21 protein-coding genes are annotated in these 19,469 nt (G+C 44.7%); 4 read left to right on the top strand and 17 right to left on the bottom strand.

The window, feature by feature from the left end; all coding sequences use genetic code 11:
* Window positions 1-17: 17 nt before the first annotated feature.
* Window positions 18-1,022: a cation diffusion facilitator family transporter gene (locus RHEIN_RS09210; RefSeq protein WP_008898708.1), complete on the bottom strand. Its 1,005-nt coding sequence runs from the start codon at window positions 1,020-1,022 to the stop codon at window positions 18-20.
* A 161-nt stretch (window positions 1,023-1,183) separates the two neighbouring features.
* Here RHEIN_RS09210 and RHEIN_RS09205 point away from each other — a divergent pair, with 161 nt between their 5' ends.
* Window positions 1,184-1,915 carry a transglycosylase SLT domain-containing protein gene (locus RHEIN_RS09205; RefSeq protein ID WP_139056441.1) on the top strand — a complete coding sequence of 244 codons (732 nt, stop codon included), beginning with the start codon at window positions 1,184-1,186 and terminating at the stop codon, window positions 1,913-1,915.
* Window positions 1,916-1,957: 42 nt separating this feature from the next.
* On the opposite strand, the gene RHEIN_RS09200 is transcribed toward RHEIN_RS09205, so the two are convergent.
* The 5 genes from RHEIN_RS09200 to thrS form a co-directional block, all read right to left on the bottom strand.
* Window positions 1,958-2,365 carry a hypothetical protein gene (locus RHEIN_RS09200; protein ID WP_008898706.1) on the bottom strand — a complete coding sequence of 136 codons (408 nt, stop codon included), beginning with the start codon at window positions 2,363-2,365 and terminating at the stop codon, window positions 1,958-1,960.
* A gap of 227 nt (window positions 2,366-2,592) precedes the next feature.
* Window positions 2,593-2,952, bottom strand: a complete 360-nt coding sequence (rplT, locus tag RHEIN_RS09195; RefSeq protein WP_008898705.1) for a 50S ribosomal protein L20 — start codon at window positions 2,950-2,952, stop codon at window positions 2,593-2,595.
* A 16-nt stretch (window positions 2,953-2,968) separates the two neighbouring features.
* Window positions 2,969-3,166 carry a 50S ribosomal protein L35 gene (rpmI, locus tag RHEIN_RS09190; protein ID WP_040554869.1) on the bottom strand — a complete coding sequence of 66 codons (198 nt, stop codon included), beginning with the start codon at window positions 3,164-3,166 and terminating at the stop codon, window positions 2,969-2,971.
* Between the two features lie 97 nt (window positions 3,167-3,263).
* Window positions 3,264-3,821 carry a translation initiation factor IF-3 gene (gene infC / locus RHEIN_RS09185; protein WP_086003567.1) on the bottom strand — a complete coding sequence of 186 codons (558 nt, stop codon included), beginning with the start codon at window positions 3,819-3,821 and terminating at the stop codon, window positions 3,264-3,266.
* 12 nt (window positions 3,822-3,833) lie between these two features.
* The gene (gene thrS, locus RHEIN_RS09180; RefSeq protein ID WP_008898704.1) at window positions 3,834-5,744 is read right to left on the bottom strand and encodes a threonine--tRNA ligase; all 1,911 of its coding nucleotides are present in this window, start codon (window positions 5,742-5,744) and stop codon (window positions 3,834-3,836) included.
* Between the two features lie 336 nt (window positions 5,745-6,080).
* Between thrS and RHEIN_RS09175 the strand changes: the two genes are divergently transcribed.
* Window positions 6,081-6,281, top strand: coding sequence for a CPXCG motif-containing cysteine-rich protein (locus RHEIN_RS09175; protein WP_008898703.1), 201 nt, complete (start codon window positions 6,081-6,083; stop codon window positions 6,279-6,281).
* Window positions 6,282-6,321: 40 nt separating this feature from the next.
* Here the strand turns inward: RHEIN_RS09175 and RHEIN_RS09170 are convergent, their stop codons facing one another.
* Window positions 6,322-6,957 (bottom strand): riboflavin synthase, encoded by a 636-nt coding sequence (locus RHEIN_RS09170; protein WP_008898702.1) that lies wholly within the window; start codon window positions 6,955-6,957, stop codon window positions 6,322-6,324.
* A 57-nt stretch (window positions 6,958-7,014) separates the two neighbouring features.
* Here RHEIN_RS09170 and RHEIN_RS09165 point away from each other — a divergent pair, with 57 nt between their 5' ends.
* On the top strand, window positions 7,015-8,403 hold the full coding sequence (locus tag RHEIN_RS09165; protein WP_008898701.1) for an MATE family efflux transporter: 1,389 nt from the start codon (window positions 7,015-7,017) through the stop codon (window positions 8,401-8,403).
* A complete protein-coding gene (locus RHEIN_RS09160) occupies window positions 8,360-9,391 on the top strand; it encodes a DUF3080 family protein (protein ID WP_008898700.1) in 1,032 nt (343 codons plus the stop codon). Before RHEIN_RS09165 ends, RHEIN_RS09160 begins: the two co-directional genes overlap by 44 nt.
* Window positions 9,392-9,785: 394 nt before the next feature.
* Here RHEIN_RS09160 and atcC read toward each other — a convergent pair whose 3' ends face one another.
* The 10 genes from atcC to RHEIN_RS09115 all read right to left on the bottom strand — a co-directional run bounded on the left by atcC (window position 9,786) and on the right by RHEIN_RS09115 (window position 19,145).
* Window positions 9,786-10,682, bottom strand: coding sequence for a cold adaptation protein AtcC (gene atcC, locus RHEIN_RS09155; RefSeq protein WP_008898699.1), 897 nt, complete (start codon window positions 10,680-10,682; stop codon window positions 9,786-9,788).
* Window positions 10,683-10,708: 26 nt separating this feature from the next.
* Window positions 10,709-11,470, bottom strand: a complete 762-nt coding sequence (atcB, locus tag RHEIN_RS09150) for a cold adaptation protein AtcB (protein ID WP_008898698.1) — start codon at window positions 11,468-11,470, stop codon at window positions 10,709-10,711.
* The gene (gene atcA, locus RHEIN_RS09145) at window positions 11,470-12,024 is read right to left on the bottom strand and encodes a cold adaptation protein AtcA (RefSeq protein WP_008898697.1); all 555 of its coding nucleotides are present in this window, start codon (window positions 12,022-12,024) and stop codon (window positions 11,470-11,472) included. The genes atcB and atcA overlap by 1 nt, the downstream gene beginning before the upstream one ends.
* A 5-nt stretch (window positions 12,025-12,029) precedes the next feature.
* On the bottom strand, window positions 12,030-12,326 hold the full coding sequence (gene atcJ / locus RHEIN_RS09140; protein ID WP_008898696.1) for a cold adaptation protein ActJcold adaptation protein ActJ: 297 nt from the start codon (window positions 12,324-12,326) through the stop codon (window positions 12,030-12,032).
* Window positions 12,327-12,610: 284 nt separating this feature from the next.
* The gene (locus RHEIN_RS21105; RefSeq protein ID WP_008898695.1) at window positions 12,611-12,775 is read right to left on the bottom strand and encodes a hypothetical protein; all 165 of its coding nucleotides are present in this window, start codon (window positions 12,773-12,775) and stop codon (window positions 12,611-12,613) included.
* Between the two features lie 16 nt (window positions 12,776-12,791).
* Complete coding sequence (locus RHEIN_RS09135) at window positions 12,792-14,576, bottom strand: ABC transporter substrate-binding protein (protein WP_158005477.1); 1,785 nt, start codon at window positions 14,574-14,576, stop codon at window positions 12,792-12,794.
* Between the two features lie 112 nt (window positions 14,577-14,688).
* Window positions 14,689-15,645, bottom strand: a complete 957-nt coding sequence (locus tag RHEIN_RS09130) for a prohibitin family protein (RefSeq protein WP_008898693.1) — start codon at window positions 15,643-15,645, stop codon at window positions 14,689-14,691.
* Window positions 15,642-17,276, bottom strand: coding sequence for a cyclic peptide export ABC transporter (locus RHEIN_RS09125; RefSeq protein WP_008898692.1), 1,635 nt, complete (start codon window positions 17,274-17,276; stop codon window positions 15,642-15,644). Before RHEIN_RS09125 ends, RHEIN_RS09130 begins: the two co-directional genes overlap by 4 nt.
* Window positions 17,277-17,324: 48 nt before the next feature.
* Window positions 17,325-18,407, bottom strand: coding sequence for a DUF481 domain-containing protein (locus RHEIN_RS09120; protein WP_008898691.1), 1,083 nt, complete (start codon window positions 18,405-18,407; stop codon window positions 17,325-17,327).
* A 180-nt stretch (window positions 18,408-18,587) separates the two neighbouring features.
* Window positions 18,588-19,145: a YcjF family protein gene (locus tag RHEIN_RS09115; RefSeq protein WP_008898690.1), complete on the bottom strand. Its 558-nt coding sequence runs from the start codon at window positions 19,143-19,145 to the stop codon at window positions 18,588-18,590.
* Window positions 19,146-19,469 lie beyond the last annotated feature (324 nt).

The following is a 19,469-nucleotide window of genomic DNA, read 5'->3' as shown; positions in this document are numbered from 1 at the left end:
CTACGATTAGCCCGCCTTCAGTGCTGGTCCCGACAAACTTCATGATCGAATTCAAACTCTATGGTGGTATGTTCCAGTTGATAAGGCTGGAGCAACTGCCGTATTTGTTCTTTATGCGCCTTTAACTGCTCTGCAGCTGTCTCCGCCTTTAATACCAGATGCGCTGTTAACACATGCTTTTCGCCGTCCAGCGACCATAAATGCAGATGATGCACATCCTGCACAAAACTAAGGTCTTGTAGCTGGTGTTCAATTTTGGCCGCCAGTTTTGGATCCGGGCTAACTTGTAAAAATAAAGCCAGAGTACGACGTAAATTACGCCAGACATTGATCAGAATAAAACAGGTAAAACCTATACTTAACACAGGATCTAACCAGGCCCAGTCGGTAAAATAAATCAGAATAGAGCCGACTAACACAGCAAACCAGCCTAAAACATCTTCCAATAAATGCCAAGTCAGAATTTTTTCGTTTTGGGTTTTACCGCCTCGTAGTTTAAAAACTGCAGCGCCGTTGACCAGTACACCTAATACCGCCAGCCCCATCATGCCTAACGCATGGGGTAATTGCGGCTCCCATAAACGGGGTATGGCTTCATATAAAATCCAGCAGGAGCCCAACACTAAAATCACGCTGTTCACCAAAGCACTCAGCAAGGACCAGCGTCGGTAGCCATAACTGTAACGAGGATTGGCTTCTTTACCTGCAATTTTAGCGGCAAACCAGGCAAAAGCTATTGCCAGTGTATCGCCCAAATCATGCATGGCATCTGCCATAATAGCCACGCTATTGGTCAGCCAGCCGCCGATAAATTCAATAATGGTAAAACAGAAGTTCAGCCAAAAAGCGGTGGCTATATTGCCTGACTCAGAACCGTGATGATGGTGATGATGACCAAAAAGGCCATGGGAATGCGAATGCTCGTTCTCATCTTTGTGGTCATGCTCTGCAGCATGGTCATGATTACAGCCAGCGCCATGCTGATGAGTTTTATGCTCTGGTTTTGAATGATCGTGTGGCATGCTACACCTGAAAAAAATGCCGTAATATGAGTACCATATCTGGTTTTACCCCACTCTGCCAGAGCACAAAGCTGCTTGTCAGAGAGAATTTAAACTATTCACTGCTTCAGTTAAAAAAAGCTTGAGCCAAAGCCCACAAAACACTAGTCTGAAACTGAAGTTTGGCTGAATTAGGCCGATACAAACCTATTCACCCGGAAGAACAAAAACAACAGATGCCATTGAATATCCCCCTACTTATGTTCACCGCTATTTGTGCTTTATCGGCAACATCTGCCATGGCGGGCAGTATCAGCCATCAAAAAAGCTCAGATTACGCCGCCTGGTCGGAAAAAAACCGCGATGGCAGCTGGACCCGGATCACAGAACAAGCTGTAGCCCAATCGCCTCTGGTGAAGCTGGTTCCAGCCGATATCCAAAATTTTTGCCCCTTGTATGCCAGCTTACCGCACCAACAGAGAAATCAATTCTGGGTGGCTTTATTTTCCGCTATGGCCAAACCTGAAAGCAACTTTAAGCCACAGTCCTTTTATCAGGAAAAATTTAAAGATGGCAAAGGCCGCCGCGTGATCAGTCGGGGTTTATTGCAAATCTCCCACGAAAGCGCTAATCAGCCCCGTTATGCCTGCGATATAAAACAGCCGCACCAACTGCACGACCCAAAAGTGAATTTAAGCTGTGGCGTAAAAATCATGAGCAAATGGGTTCAAACCGACGGCGTGATTAGCCAATCACGCTGGAGCAAAGACCCCAAAGGCGGCGCCCGTTATTGGTCCACCTTGCGGCCACAACGCGGCAAAGTACAACAAATCGCCAACTTCACCCGCCAACTACCCTTTTGTGATCCTTATGCCAATCAACGGGATAAACAGAAGGTAAGGACAGCGATTTAATCAACTCTTCGCTTTCTAAATCGCTACTGAGTTACTCAGATCTTATAATTCTTCAAAGCGCTCATTGTTAATCAATAAATTTAGTTTTTGGAATTGGCATTCATTTTCTTTGGCGTATACCAGTACCGCATAGTTCTTTCCGGCTTCTGCCCGAATTTGGTAGGTGTGATATTTCACGGCTCCTTTGTAATCACATTTCACTTTAAAACTATACTCACCAGGTAGAACTGCTATTTGCTCATTGCTTTGCAATAACTCTCCATTAATGCTGTGCGAACTTACTTTCAAATCAGCAGGATAAAAATCCCCTTTATAGTCAGGGTTATCTAGCCACATACTAAGAATAGCTACCTCATTATTAGTCTTCGCAGGGCCTGGATAATGCTGCAGAGTCGTCATGCCGCAGGCTGCTAATCCGAAACTTACTAAACTGAGAATTATTTTTTTCATTCAACCCACCATGTTTTCAATAGCTTTTGTTCTTAACTTAAATCTATAAGAGCCATTCTATAGACACTTTTCAGCGAAAGTAAGTAGGTAGGTAGGTAGGTAGTCTGCAAGTAGATATGAAGTTAAAACGGAGGAGCAATTTTTCACTCACATCATCCATGGTGTTCGCCAAGGATGGTATAAATAAAAAAGCCACCCGGAGGTGGCCTTTTACTCTGCTCAAAGAATTAAGCAGTTAAAGCTTCTTTTGCCTTAGCGACTAAAGCAGCAAATGCGCCTTTGTCGTATACAGCGATATCAGCCAGGATCTTACGGTCGATTTCAACAGATGCTCTTTTCAGACCATCGATGAAGCGGCTGTAAGATAAACCGTTCTGACGAGATGCAGCGTTGATACGCGCGATCCACAGTTGACGGAATTGACGTTTACGTTGACGACGGTCGCGGTAAGCGTATTGGCCAGCTTTAATAACTGCCTGGAAAGCGACACGATAAACACGACTGCGGGCACCGTAGTAACCTTTAGCCTGGTTTAAGACCTTCTTGTGACGAGCGCGAGCTGTCACACCACGTTTTACTCTTGGCATTTAAAATCTCCTAATATTATGCGTATGGCAGACAACGAGCGATACCAGCCACGTCAACTTTTGCAACTAACGTTTTTGGACCTAACTGACGCTTACGCTTAGAAGACTTCTTCGTCAAAATGTGGCGAAGATGTGATTGCTTACGTTTAAAACCGCCTGAGCCGGTTTTTTTAAAGCGCTTTGCAGCACCTTTGTTGGTTTTCATCTTTGGCATAGTTAAATAACTCGCATTGTTTAAATTACAACGAATAATAAGGCGATAAAAAACGCCGCTTTATTCAAGCGGCGTATCTTATGCTTGAAAGCTCTTATTACTTCTTATTTGGGGCCAGCATCATGACCATCTGGCGACCCTCAACACGGCTTGGGAAAGATTCACAGATAGCGATATCTGTCATATCTTCTTTAATCCGGTTAAGCATCTCAATGCCGATGTCCAAATGCGCCATTTCACGACCACGGTAGCGGAGCGTTACTTTAGCTTTGTCACCCTCTTCAATGAAGCGACGCAGGTTGCGTAGTTTTACCTGGTAATCGCCTTCATCAGTTCCAGGCCGGAATTTTATTTCCTTAATCTGGATCTGTTTTTGCTTTTTCTTCTGCTCTTTAGCAGCTTTGCCTTTCTCAAACAGGAACTTACCATAGTCCATCAACTTACAAACAGGTGGTTCAGCGGTTGGGCTGATCTCTACCAAGTCAGCGCCTGCTTCTTCTGCTAAACGAATAGCTTCTGAAGTGATTACTACACCTAATTGCTCACCTTCCAGACCTAACAAGCGTACTTCTTTAACGTTGATTTCTTCGTTAATACGGTTTGGTCTGTTCGCCGGTAAAGTTTTCTTTCCTACTTTAATAGTATGTTCCTCCAAGAGTGAAAATAATTAGACCCGGTTTTTAATTTCAGTGGTCAACTTAGTTACAAAGTCGCTTACACTCATTTTACCCAGGTCTTCGCCCTTCCGTGTTCTTAACGCGATATCACCGGCTTCAACTTCTTTGTCACCGACTACCACTAAATAAGGAACACGCTGTAGCGTGTGCTCGCGGATTTTAAAGCCTATCTTCTCATTTCTCAAGTCAGAAATTGCTCTAATACCATGAGATTTGAAAGTTTTTACTAAATCCTGCACATATTCGGCCTGATTATCGGTAATATTCATTACCACAACCTGAGTTGGGGCCAACCAGGCTGGAAAAAAGCCTGCATATTCTTCAATCAGAATTCCGATAAAACGCTCCAGCGAGCCCAAAATCGCACGGTGGATCATCACTGGCACTTGTCTGTCGTTGCCTTCAGCAACAAAACTTGCACCTAAACGACCCGGTAAAGCGAAATCGAGCTGCACTGTACCACATTGCCAGGCGCGGCCTAAGCAATCGTGTAAAGTAAATTCAATTTTAGGGCCATAGAAGGCACCTTCACCAGGTTGCAGGTCAAAAGCTATGCCATTGGCTTCTAAAGCTTCTGCTAACCCCTGCTCAGCACGGTGCCACATTTCGTCGGTACCAATGCGTTTTTCCGGCCTGGTGGATAATTTCACCTGTACGTCTTTAAAACCAAAAGTGCTGTACACGTCAAATACCATTTTGATACAGGCCGATACTTCAGCCTGCACCTGATCTTCAGTACAGAAGATATGGGCGTCATCCTGAGTAAAACCACGCACCCGCATCAGGCCATGTAAACCACCTGATGGCTCGTTACGGTGACAGCAACCAAACTCAGCCATACGCAATGGTAAATCGCGGTACGACTTTAAGCCCTGGTTAAAAATTTGCACATGGCCAGGACAGTTCATTGGCTTGATGGCGTAATCACGGTTTTCAGAACTGGTGACAAACATATTGTCTGAGTACTTTTCCCAGTGACCGGATTTTTCCCACAGCACTTTGTCCATCATAAATGGACCTTTGACTTCCTGATAATCGTATTCGCCCAGCTTTTCACGGACAAAAGTTTCCAGCTCGCGGAAAATAGTCCAGCCGTCGTTGTGCCAGAACACCATGCCTGGTGCTTCTTCCTGCCAGTGGAATAAGCCTAAAGCTTTACCAATTTTACGGTGGTCACGCTTTTCCGCTTCTTCCAGTTGCAGCAAATAAGCCGCTAATTGCTTTTTATCAGCCCATGCTGTGCCGTATACACGTTGCAGCATTTTGTTTTTCGCATCACCACGCCAGTAGGCGCCTGCCACTTTCATCACTTTAAAGTGCTGACAGAACCGCATATTTGGCACGTGTGGGCCACGGCACATGTCAATGTATTCTTCGTGATGGTATAAACCCGGCTGGTCGTCTTTAGCGACGTTCTGATCGAGGATTTCCATCTTGTAGCTTTCGCCACGCAGAGCGAAGGTGTCATAAGCCTGTTGCCAGCTTACTTTTTTCTTCACTACGTCATATTCTGTTTTGGCCAGTTGCAGCATGCGCTCTTCAAGTTGAGCTAAATCTTCAGTGCTGATTGGACGGTCTAAATCAACGTCATAATAAAAGCCGTTGTCGATGACAGGACCAATTGCCATTTTGGTATTAGGCCATAACTGCTTAATCGCATGACCTAATAAATGAGCGCAGGAGTGGCGGATAATTTCCAGGCCTTCCTGATCTTTGGCAGTGACAATGCTTAATGAAGCATCTTCAGTGATGAGCTCACAAGCGTCTACCAATTGGCCATTGATTTTGCCGGCTATGGTGGCTTTCGCCAGACCTGGGCCTATGTCTTTGGCAACGTCTAATACAGATAAAGGGGCGTCAAATGAGCGCTGACTACCGTCAGGTAAAGTAATAACTGGCATGATAAGTCCTCACAGTGGTGGCCCATACCAAGGGTCACGTGTTGATTCAATTAAATTTCAGGGAATGCTTTTTGCGGTTCAACCTTACGAGCGGTAGAACAAAGCAGTACAACACGTAGTTGTGACTGTTTTTAACAAAAAGCGGCTGCATCATAACCGATACGGCGCTTTATCGGCAACAAGAGGCTAAACCTCAGCCACAAAACTGCAATTTTTCACGGGAAGGTTTTTTTACGCCTACACTCAATACAAGTAGAGGAGCGTTATTCAGAAGGATCTGCAGATAATTCAATCGCCTGTCTTCTGCTGCAACAGAAGCCAGCAAACGGAGGATCTATGGACTTACTGCATAAAACTATTCTTTGCCCTTTCTGTGGCCATCCCACTCATATTACGTTGGATATCAGCGGCGAAGATCAGGACGACATTGAAGATTGCAGCAACTGCTGCAACCCTATTCATGTGCAAACCCATAAAGATGAACTGCATAATAAAGTGCAGGTGTTTATCGACGCTGAAGATGAGCAGTATTATTAAGATTTACCTCATCATCAGCGGGATGGGATAAACCAATCCCTTATAAGGACTTTGCTGCGAGAACTCGCTCAACTGTATCCACTATGGTCACGGTTTGCTGATCCAGTTCGATATTCACCCTGTCGCCCGCTTTGCGTTGGCCTAAAGTGGTCACTTCGAGGGTTTCAGGTATTAAATGCAGACTAAAACGGGTGGCTGTCACTTCACCCACTGTCAAGCTGATGCCATCAATACTGATAAAGCCTTTACTCAACACGTAGTTTTTAAACTCTGGCTTGAGCTCAATATCAACCCGCCAGTTCGCACCACTTTGTTCTACCGCTAGAATCAAAGCAGAGCCATGCACATGACCTGACACTAAATGCCCGCCAATTTCACGGCCAAAAGTTAAAGATCGTTCGAAATTGACGACAGAGTCTGTGGTTAAAGCACCCAAATTGGTTTTGGATAAGGTTTCATCAATCACATCAAAGCTGACCTGGCCTATTCCAGAAGCAGGAGGCTGTTCCTGACTGAACTCAGTGGCCGTTAAACAAGTGCCATTGACTGAGATACTGGCGCCCCGCTCCAGGTTTTGCAGTAACTGCGAAGGGACTTCAAGAGTTAAGCGACGGAACTGCTGCTGGTCGCTGATTTCACTGACTTTAACTTTTGCCTGTACTATTCCGGTAAACATAAAGCCTCTGCTGTGTTATCTTTACGGCGTTTTTTCGCCTGTCTGACAAGAGTTGTTATGTTACCTTTTTCCCGCTTTGAAGCCAAAACCATTCTGAAGTTATCCGGCCCTATCATGCTGGCCCAGCTGACGCAAACCATGATGTTTGTGATAGATACCATAATGGCAGGTCGTGTCAGTGCACTGGATATGGCGGCCATTGCTGTAGCTTCCGCCATTTGGCTGCCTATTATTCTGACTTTGCAGGGTTTATTACTGGCTTTAACCCCTATTATTTCGCAGCTCTATGGCGCAAAAAACCATAAGGCCATTCCGCATAACGCGCTGCAGGGCTTTTATCTGGCGATGGTGCTGGCTACTGTCATTGTCATCGCTATGCAGTTTGTGCATCTTCCGCTGCAGTATTTGTCGATGGAAGAAAATTTACGCGACAAAGCCATAGATTATCTTGTCTATGTCAGCTTCGGCGTTTATCCGGCGGCCGGTTATATGATCTTCCGTAACCTGTTTGAAGGCATAGGCAATACCAAAGCCACCATGTGGATAGCCTTTGTCGGTATTCTGGTGAATATTCCGGCCAACTATGTGTTTATTTACGGCAAGCTGGGAATGCCGGCTTTAGGTGGCGCGGGTTGTGGTGTCGCAACCTCTCTGGTATTTCTGGCGATGTTCATCGCTATCACCATTTACGCCTTCAGAAGCCGCAGTACCATGCTTTATATGAAAAAGCCTGACACTATGAAACCCAACCGCAAAGACTTATGGCAGATCATTGCCATAGGCACTCCCATTGCCTTTTCGTTGTTTTTTGAAGTGACGCTGTTTTCTTCTATTCCGCTGATGATTGTGCATTTAGGCCCCATAGTGGTGGCCGGTCATCAAATTGCCAATAACTACAGCGCTTTGGTCTTTATGTTGCCAATGAGTATGGGTATGGCAACCACAATACGGGTCGGCCATCTGGTGGGCAGTAACGATGTGCAGGAGCTGAAAAAAGCCGTCTCAACCGCAGTGCAACTGGCGATGATCATGGCGGTGGGCATAGCGCTGGTGACTTATTTTGGCCGTTTTTTAGTGGCGTCACTTTACTCTACTGATCCTGCGGTATTAGCTGTGGCGACTTCTATTCTGGTTCTGGCCTGCTTTTATCAGATCTCAGACGCAATTCAGGTGGTGTCAGCCTGCGCCTTACGTGGCTTAAAACACACCAAACCTATCTTTTTTATCACTTTTATCGCCTATTGGCCGATCGGTTTTGGTTTGGGCACTGTATTAGGTTTAACCGACTGGATCACTCCCAAAATGGGCGCTCATGGCTTTTGGATTGGTATTATAGTGGGCTTGTCCTGCGCTGCTGTACTGCTGGCGCTTATCTTAAAAAACCAAATCAGGCGACTTGAAGATGGCAAAATTTTACAGCAGCAACAAGCGGCAGCCTCTAACTAAAGCTCTAAGCCTGGTTGCTGTGGTTTTTGTGTTAAGCGGCTGTAGCGATCCTGCCCTATCCCTAATGGACGATTATGCGGCTCGTCTTGCCCGTACTTTAGAGCTTGAATTCCAGGACCCAGCGCCTCTGGATTTACAGCCACTTCCATCCATCACAACGACCAGAGCAGATATAGCAGAAACCAGCATTACTCTGGTTGAGTTAGTAGCTACACGAACTTGTGGCCTGGATTTATTGCTGGGTGAACGTAATAGCAGTCTGGGGAAAGTGATGAGCCCAAGCCAGCGTCTGAAGTATGAATTAGAGTTCTTAAAACAAGTGCAGCCTTGTTTAACCAATCCGGCTATAACACCTGATCTACAAAAAAAACTCTCAGGGCTTGCCTTAGAGAAAACCGCACAAATCGATAAACACTGGCAGAATTTCCTGCAGCAGGACGAAACCTTACGCCAGCAACTGCATCCTTCCCGCACCTTATCAGCACCCAATTCAGTGGCTGGTGTGGTTGAGACTATGCAGGCTTTGCATTTGTTGCTTGGGCTCAAACAGCATATTCTTGAGCAAAACTGGCAAAAGGCCAGTCAGATTAACCCTGAACTGGCGTTAGAAGCTTTATACAAGGCCAATACGCTGAGTCAAGTGCAACAAAGCTTACGCTTCAGCCAGAACTGGCTTCAAAGCCTGAATCAGCAGTTAGAGCAGGTTGATTTGAATTTGATATGCCCGGCAGCTAAACACTCAGACAAAGCAGATATTTTACATACCATTTTGCTGCAGTATTTTATTGCTAAAGTGCAGCTTTATTTCGCTCAGGTGGATGGTGCTTATCAGCAATTGTATCCGCTATTGCAGCAGCTGTATCAAGGCACAGCCTTGTCACACAGCATTCAGCAGCGCTTCGAAGCATCGAATACCGAATTAAAAGCAGAATTAAAACTTCATGTCAGTTGGTGGAAAGCAGTACAGCAGCAGTGCCCAAAAACTTAAAATGCCTTATAAGACACCATATCCCCTAAGTAATTGATGTTGCAGCGAGGCGGCGTGTAGGGGTGCGGTTTATCCGCGCCCGTCCCGATGCAAAACTGATACACAGAGCATGCAGCCCGTTACTTCAGCTTCAAGTACGACGGGCTTGCCCCTAAGTAATTGATGTTGCGGCGCGGCGGCAAGGGATTGAGACCCCGGGAGCATAGTTGCCTATGCGACTGGGGCGAGAGCTCGTAGCCAACAAAGCTGCGGCTTCAAGTACGACGGGCTTGCCCCTAAGTAATTGATGTTGCGGCGCGGCGGCAAGGGATTGAGACCCCGGGAGCATAGTTGCCTATGCGACTGGGGCGAGAGCTCGTAGCCAACAAAGCTGCGGCTTCAAGTACGACGGGGATTACATTTCGATGTATTGAGGCCAGCCTAATAGTGGATTCAACATGCCCTGTTTATGCTCGTAGGCATCACGGCGCTCTGGCGATGCATTTTCTGCCAATAGCTTTTTATAGCCTTTAGCAAACTGCAAAGTACGAATTAAAGCAGCGTGGAAGTTTTCCCCCAGCTCTACTGATACAGCTTCAGAAAAACCAGCTGGTAATAAGCTAAGCACTTGATTGGTATGAGCTTTGATAAAGGTTATGTCAAACCATTCATCGGCCAAATCGATATCGCGTAACCGCTGCTTCAAGTCCTGTTTTACCTTTCCGCCGTTAGTGCAAAGACGATACAGCACCACTTCAGCCAGCATATCTTCCAGGTTAAAGTGTTCGAACGGGTCCAGCTGGGTATGGTAAAAATAGGTTTGTTTCACCACACTGATGGCCTGACGGCGACGTGATTCGCGCAGTGCCTGCTGATACACAGCCACACCCTGCCACTCTTCAATGTCCGGAGGACTGGCGATATCCTGCAGCAACTGCTCTTCCACTTCGCCATACAAGGATTTGCGGTTAGGCGTAAGTTGGCTCACCTGCGACAGCATACTCCAGCCTTTTTGAAAAGGTTTGACTATGCCTTCAGGGCTGACCAGCAAAGCCAGGGCTTTATCTAAATCCTGATCAGACAGCTCTGCCAAACCTAAACTCGCCACACCAATAATGTCGTGCGCTGCTTGTTCTAACAGGTGCATTTTGTATTTATTGTAAAACTTATCGGCAAACTTCAGACTCATAAGTACAGCTTTGCTTTTGACCTGCTCCAGCTGTGCCTCTGACAGTTTTTGCTCTGTTTTGGCATAGTTTAACACTCTGGTTAAAAACGGCCCCTGATTGGCATCCCGCACCATTAACTGCATAACTGATCCTTTACTCACCCTTCGCCTTAATCGAGGAAGCTGAACATATCGTCCACTTCAGCGTATTCGTCTGTGGATTGGTTTTTCTCTTTGGCTTGCATCACCAGCTCAGCAGCAAACTTATTGATAATATGTTCCCAACCCGAATTTTCGTTACGCACCAGATTTTTAATCGCTTGTTCAACCTGTGGTGTCAACTGGCGAATGAGTGCCAATAAACTGCGTGGGTCGTCATAGCCTAAACCATGCACTTCTTCGTTCAGATGACGTTCTGTGTAACTGACCGCTTCTTCTAAATCTTCTTCTTCCTCGTGCAATAAATCATGCACTTCGTCTTCATCTTCTACTTCTTCGCCGCGATACAGCTCGATAAAAGGAATAGACAAATAAAACAAACCCGCCGGATCTTCCGCTATGGCCTCGAGAATTTCAGCCTGTTTGGTTTCGTTGTCCTGAGTACGAATCAGGTAGGTCAAAAAATCAAAGGTATGCTGCTTTAAATCTTCCGCATTATTTTTGATTTTCTCTTCCCAGTACAAAGGCTGCTGGCAAACGATGTCGCGGATTTTTTCCGGTGTCATCAGCTCAGAAATAATGGATGGAAAAGAAATATCGTGCTGACTGTTAATTTGGGTCAGAGTTACAATATCAATGTTTTCAATCACTTCAACCAGTTGCGCGTCCGACATGGTGTTGGCCATCAGCTCAAACTTTTTGCTGGCCTGTTTGGGCTCAACAATGGCGAGTTCTTTAATTTCCGCAACGGCAATTTCAATCAGATTATTCATCAACGCCCTTCCCGGTTAAAAGTGATTTCATCGTATTGGTTATCGTACCCTTCTTCTTCATCTTCATTGCCTTCGTAATCTTCATCAGCATCGTTACGGAAAGAAGACTCGTCTGAATCTTCGTCTTCGTCATCATCTGTGTTACGTGGGCCTGGCGCTGCAGCAATATGATTATTCAACATAAAAAGTACAGCACAGCTTTCGATCAGTAAATCTTCGTTAAATTCACGAATGGTTTTGACCAGGGGTAAATCGGCATTATTAAAAGCCACAGAAGTTTTAAACTCATCCCATACTGGCATGGTATTTTTGGCAAGCCAGCCCGACCATTTCAGATTGGCTTCAGGGGTGAATTTCACCCGGCCGAATAAAGCCACAGGCAAGTATTCAGGCACTGAATGCAACATCTTTGGATCGGCCTGTAAAATGCTTTTGATTTGGCTGGTAAATTTTTCCAGCGCTTTTGGCGTATCAGGGTCGTTATAAGATTCAATGTTTTCGTAAGCGTCTGTTTTTAACGCTTCTAAACGGTTTTTGTCGAATGTTTTGCTCATGAGTTTTAACCTTTTACGGACGGGTAATAACTATCCCACAGCTCTTTCATCGCTGCGGTCGGGTCCGGCACTATCACATTATTAAAATCTTTAATAAAAGCCGCGCGTTTTTTGGCGTCAGACAATACATCATAGGCTTCTTTTACCCGTTGTAATTGTGCGCCAGCCTGTTCTTTTTCGTCATCGCTTAAATTCAGCAGTTTATCCGGATGATATTTATTGGATAAACGTTTATAGGCTTTTTTAATCTCGTCTTCATTGGCGCTGGATTTCACGCCCAAAATGCGAAAATAATTAATCATTCAAAGTCCATTGAGTTAAAAACATAAGCGCTGGAGGTCTCAATTAAACAGAGCGCTAAAGTGAGGCGATTCTAACAGAAAATCCGATCACTGCATCAACAAGCTATGCACCAGAACCTCTTTTATACTGAACTGGATCTGGTGTTAAAGCCTGGCAGGAGACAAAAGGAAAATAAAAAAGGCGCAGCTTAGGGGCTAATCGGGTGCAGCACAAAAAACTAGTGTCCTGCAACCTCATGCCCTGAGCCACGCCTTACATTGTTTTCTTCGTTGAAGATGTTGTCTTAACCAGCAACAGCCACTTTCTTATCTGACGCCAGCAACAAGACTACACCGATAAGCGGAGTAAATAACATGGAGGCGAATAAATAACCCCAAAAACCTAATTTACGCTCTCTGCCCATATAGGCAACTGCGGCACACAACAACAAATAAACTAATACGTACATAGTTCTCTCCTTTTAGTTAACTACCTTTCAGAAGATCTCCCAGTCTGTGGATTTTCATTTCCTCAACCAGAATATCGCCTTCTGTGATGCCATGGCTGCTACAACTAAACATTAGCCCTTTATCGGCAAATTCTCTATTACCCTTGTACAGCAATGTATCTGCTATCACTTCAGGCTCGAATGTATGGGAGGCCCTGAGTGTTTCCTGAATCATACTGGCAGCAAGATAGCCCTGAATGGCCCAATTGTCAGGCTCAATGCCATACCTTTGTTGGTAAGTCGTAGCAAACCCCTGATATCTTGTATAAGCCGTTTTAAAATGTGGGCAGGCATAACGCTCAGGCAAGCAGTTTTCTTCGCCCTCAGCACAGACTTCTGTGGGTTTTGCTCCTTGCAAAGTGGCGTTGTACGCCAGTCTGTATTCGTCCGCATCATGAGTCTCCAGAGCATAGACTTCACCATAGCTGGCACAGTTATTCTGTGTTTTACAGTGATTTTTTAGATCGATCAGCGGATGACCACCAAAAATCGGCAGATCAATGTTCAGACCTCTGGCTTGTGAAATAGCCAGAGCGACTTCAGGTGTAAAGCCGGCAATAAATATGGCGTCTACCTTGCCTGATTTAATTTTGCTGACCCGTTTCTGCATTTGTTCTAATTTAAGCAGCACCTCATCGGCATCTAAGTCGATCACTTTTCTGATGGTCAGGCGTTCATTCGCCAGGAGAGGTGATGCTGATGCTGGAGAAATACTCTGGGCTTGTACTGACTTCACCCTATCAATCCACATCTGTAATTCAGCATTCACCTGTTCAAGTTTTACATACTGCTCCTCTCTGGCGAGTGAACTCAGCTCTTTCTGATGACTGTGAAACAAAGCTTCCAGATAAGCAGTTGAAGAACTTTGCTCCAGCTCCTGTTGCAAATACTGCAGCAGTTTCACTCTGGGCATGGAATCAAAAAACTTATTGTTACCATTTTTCTGTTTTTGCTCAAAGGTAAGAAACTGAATGATGCTGGCGTCGTCCCCCGTCGTAGACAATCGGGCAATCTGCAGAATACGTTTTGCTCTTTGCAACTTGGCCTGCAGTAAGGCAATCTCATCGGTCAGATTAATGGGCCTGATTTTACTGCGTAAGGACGACAACACAGGTAAAAAATCGGTGGTATTTTCTTCAAAAAAGGGATGCGCCGGCACTCTCAAACCGATAGCAGTAGCATGTTCTATAAAATAATTTGAAAAATCTGTGCCATATAAATCCCGCTCATAGATCACATAAACATTGATATAACCTTGGTCGTGAATATATTTTGCCAGTATTTCCGCATTGCTATCGTCATTTGCAGCATTACGAAAGATGTGTTTGAAGTCGTACTGAGTCAATTTAACGTTAGTGGAGCCCGATGAAAGCATCAGCACCCCTTCGTATTCATAAACGGCAGCGGCAGGAAGTGCTGCATCTGAACGGTAGTAACCCAATACCGCCAATGTATTCAGATTGCCAGCTATCGTCTTGGCTTGTTTCACAGCAGCATTTCTATCCGCTGGCTCGGCATAGATGTTCAGCTCCAGAGTTTTAGTTTTACACTCCTGATTGCCCTCCAGCGTCAATGTATCCTGGCTCAGTACCTGGCAACGCCCCAATCCTTCTGCATTCATTGCTTCAACAACCAATTTTACCGCTTTGACATAACCGGCTTTATCTTCACCCTCAGGCCAGACCACAGCTAAATCAAGCGCCTCACTTTGCACCAGATGGTTTTGTCTGAGATCAATAGCGGTGACAGGTTGAGAATGCATATAAAATCTGTAGGCGACGAAAAGCAGGTAGCCAAACAGCAGCGTATAGAACAATCGCCACATCATTGCGCCCCTCCGGCAACAGGAGCAAAAGACATACTCAACTGCTTTTTCATGGCTGATTCGCCTTTGCAGCAGGCGTATTGTCCTGAGTTCCTTCAGCCGACTCTGCAGAGGCTTGCGGGGATTGTTTGCGGAAATTTTCATTTTCAGCGTTGAGGATAATAGGCAAAGAGTTTCTGTCTGGGCCTATAAGAATAACTTTGGAGTTTTCAGACTTGGCAATATCTTTTGTTGCTTCAATCCCCTTCCATAACAATACGTTACCACTAAGGCTTGAATTGACTATAGTGTTATACCTGCTGACACCCTCGGCTTCCACACGTTTACGCTCTGCTTCTTTTTCTTCTCTGATGATCCGGAAATCATAGGCAAAAGCTAATTGCTGCTGCGTTAGTTTTTCCTGGATAGCCATATCGACTTGCTCTGGCAACACAATATCTGTGATCATCACCTCATCCACAGTAACGAACTTTCTGGCAACCCGCCCTATGGCTTCGTTGACTGCTTCCTGGAAGGTCGATTTTGTCGCCAGCGTGGCATAAATATTGGTTAAATCATCATCTACCACATAAGAACGCACTGTCGCTTCTATTTCCGGCAAGACCACAATTTTAAAATAATCCTGACCTACATATTTGTGCAGCACGCCCACCATATTACGGTCCGGATGATAACGGATGGCCATTTTGATGGTGATTTTCAGACCTTCTTTAGTGAGTACATCTAAATCGTGCAACTCATTTTGTACCCGTAAGTTGTAAATGGCCATGATGTTCCAGGGGTAAATTAAATGCAGCCCCTCACCATAGAGTTCATCCACTACAGTACCACCTGAAAATCGCTTATACAGCACCCCACCTTCACCGGCCTGAACGGTAATAAAAATACGGTTCCAGAATAAGACCAATAAAAACAGCAATACAAAACAGGTGATAATAATATTAGGTAAATACTCTTCTATTTTGGCGCTGACACTGTTAAAAAAAGCTTTTATCTTGAGTCTCATTCGTGCTCCTGCCTGGTTATGCTGGCAATTTTTCCATATTCAAGCTTGATTAATGTGTCGGCCATATCAAAATATCTGTCGTCATGACTGACCAGAATAATGGTTTTGTTTTGTTTTTTCAGTTCAGGCAGTATGACCCGGTAATACTCTTCCCTGAATTCAGGGTCCTGATCCGCCGCCACTTCATCAAACACCATAATAGGTTTGTCTTCGAGCAAGGAGACTATTAAAGCGATACGTTTACGCTGACCTGTGGATAAATCCAGGCTGCTGAAACGTCCATTTTTAAACTGGGTTTTGTTTTCAATCTGCATCCGTGCCAGTAAATCGTTGACATCTTTCTCTTCGTATTTGTCCAGACCATACAACTTTTCAAACAAGTGGAAATCAGTTAATACGATAGAAAACAAATTACGGAAATCGTCATAGCTATCGTGCTGCAAGGTACGATCGTCAATATGAATGGAGCCGGATGAAGGGCTGTATAAACCACAGAGGTTTTTCAGCAAGGTGGTTTTTCCACTTCCATTACCCCCGACCAGGAAAATAATTTCACCGCGATTCAGCGTCAGATCAACAGGCCCTATGCTGAACATTTTATTTTTAGTTTCATCCAGATAGTTGTAGCTTAAATCACTTAACCTGATGCTGGAGAAGTCATTAAAGTAACCGGGTCTGTTCTGCTGTTCGCATTCCAGAGCCTGATTGATCCTGCTCTCCATTTTATCCAGATTACTCAGAGCAATATCTGCCTTCATCACCAGCGGCATCGCCTCAACTAACAGCCCTATAGCGCCAGACATAAAAAGCACCACTGCAGTGATAGACATCAGCACGCTGGGCTCTGCTTCATCCAACTGAGGTAATAAAAATACGATGCTGGCCATTAAGACGTAAAACAGGCTTTGGATAAAAGTAGTGTTGGTCACTACTTTTTTCTCAGATTTCAGCTTTAACTCTACCGATTGATGAAGGTTGGCACTGAATTCATTAAGATAAATATCGTTGCTTTTTTCTCTGGAAATTTTCAGCTCTTTAAAGCCGTCGAGAAAATGATTCAAAGCGTTAAAAAACTCAGCATCTTTCGCCTGAAACTGATGATAAAGCTCTACCACCTGACGTTGTGCTCTTTTATAGGTGAAAATGCCTATCGTCAGGATCAGGGCACACATCCAAAATGCGATAGTCGACAGCCAGGCTATATAGCCAAAACAGAAAATCAGCATCACACCAGCAGTACTGACGTGGACTAAAATACGGGTGGATTCATAAATAATCTGGGAGTTGTCGAGCAGGTTACTGATCACGCTCATTTTGCCAATTTTTTCATACTGGCTCAGAGAGCTTTTTCGCAACTTATCTATGATGGTTAAATGGCGCTCGGAAATCGCAGACTGTACACAGGCCTGAGTATTGTATTCAGAGTAGCGTCTTGCATACATAAAACCAAAAATGCATAAGGCAAAAAACAACAAGTTTCTGACATTGATTTCATTAAAGTCTTTTGCAACATCATTAATCACCAGCATCACCATGCCATTGGTAATACCGGCGAAAATGACGGAGGCCACAATTTTATTTCTTTTGCTGCCCAGCTTACTCAGAATAAAACTAACCAGATTAAACTTCATTTTTTATTATATCCATGACGTCTCTCTTATCCACTGTCGATACTTCAGTTACTGGAAGCGCGCTCTGACACTCAGACTATTGCTTTTATCTGTCCCCTCCACACCTGCCCAAGGCATGTTGTCTTTTTCGTAACTGAAATTATAAAGCAGTGAAATATAAGCATTAATTTGGTACTCAAGCCCAAGAGTGAATTCAAGCTTAGATTTACTGCCGCTTCCAACAACACAATAATCTGAACCTGCAACTATAGGGCTGATGCACGAAGGATTCGCTGTGCCGCCACTGGTCATTGACGGCCCTAAATCAGGTAGCGACTCTAAGCTATGCAGCCAGCTGACGCTCTGATTAATGCTGATGGATTGGCTGATATGCCATGACAGCTGCTCGACAAAATAAGCGACTGAATAATCCAGTGAATCAATGCCCACAGCTTCTGCGTTGATAAATTTGTCATGCTGTTTACCCAAAGCCAGCATGGTGCTCAGATTCACTTTGTCCGTATCGAGGATATGGATACCGCCACCTGCATAGACCACTTGCTGACTGTCCAATGACTGGCTGGTATCTTGTTCGATGATGTAGCCGCCTTGTCCAAACCAGGTCTGGTTAAAATCGTAGCGGCCACCGTAGTTAAAGGCGTAATGTTTTTTGTCCAGCGCCACAACACCTGACTGTTTGACGTCATCTTTTTCGTAAATCAGCGTCAGGTAGTTAGTCCAGGTGTTGATGCGGGAAAAGTAATCTACTTCGACATGGAATTGCTCGCCATCAAGATTTCCGCTCATCTCTTCCAGATCAACTGTCACTTGAACTGCATGTTGCCACTGATCATCAGGACCATCCTGATCATAAGCGCTGTCATACCACCATTTGCCCGCAGGTCTGGCAGCTTCTGGTGCTGCTTTCGGTGGAGGTTCGGTAACCACGGCTGCAGTTTTTTCCGGCACGCTAGCCTGACAGGAGCTGTTTTTTGGTTCTTTACGACATAACTCTACTGCCATTAACTGCTGGTATAACTCTGGATTTGTTGTTTTCAGATAATCGATATCTATAGTCTGAGCTGTTAAGGGTAAGCTTAAAAAGGCGCTGGCCCCCACTGTTGCTGCGTAGAAAAAGTTTAGTTTTGCCATCTTGTTTGTCCACAAGCCCGATTGACTAAATCAATGATGAATACAGAGAAACAACGGACAGGCCTAAAAATAGAACAGCAGCTGTTTTTATTGCTTCATCAGAAATAAACAAGACAAAGCGAAGAGCCTGAGGTAGCGACTAAGCTTTGTCCGGGTTTAATTAAAGACGTAAAAAAGCTATTAGGTCTCTTTTTTTGCTGCCTGAGTGACTTTTCTGCCTACTTCAAACTGTTCCTTAAAGTAAGCCTTTACCTTGGATGGGTCCAAATCCAGAAAAGTACCACCAGATGCAAAATGTTGGTTAAACACCCGGCCAATAGCATAGGTTGTTGAACCACCTAAAATAGACATAGTAATGGCACCTGTGGTCTGGCCAATTAAAGGGATTGCTTTAATAAAACTAGCTACAGGTTGTGCTATAGCAACGGGCAGGAAACCGCTGATTAAAGAACCTATGATTGCCTTACCACGATCTTCAGAGAACTCAATTTTATAAGTCTCAGATAGCTGGTGCAGCATTTTGATTTGAATGGCGGTTAAACCAATAAAATCTACCCATGGAATAGGAATTAAACCTACGCCCGCCGCTGCATAACTATGTTTGCGGATTAACTCTTCGGCTTCAGCTGATTTATCTTCAACTACTGCCTGTTCAGTCTGCACCTTTTGTTCAGCTTCAGCTCCGGTTTTCAGCGGCGTCTCGGCTGTATCAGGTGTAGCTGTTTTTGCGTTTGTCATCTTGATCTCCCTCGTAGTAGTAAGCTTAAAAACTTAAATGAAACAAAGAGTTCTACTGACTGCTTAACTAATATACACTCTCTAGCGATTAATTTATGAACTTTTTGTGATTTTTTTTTCACCCTGTGACATCAAGCCATCAGGCTGTACTAAGATGGAGTGAAATAGTGACAACCTTGTGTCAATGTCACAAACAGCTAGCCCAACCTGGTACTAAAAGGGTCGGATAATCACCCATATCCGTATAACACTTTGTGCCAGAAACAGAGAATGTTCACCTATGTGAAACATTCATGCAATAGATTATCATCAAAACAGAAGTTA

The sequence above is a fragment of the Rheinheimera sp. A13L genome, from assembly GCF_000217935.1.
GTDB lineage: Bacteria > Pseudomonadota > Gammaproteobacteria > Enterobacterales > Alteromonadaceae > Pararheinheimera.
The sequence above is the reverse complement of the archived record's forward strand: the minus strand, read 5'-3'. Positions and strand labels throughout refer to the sequence as shown.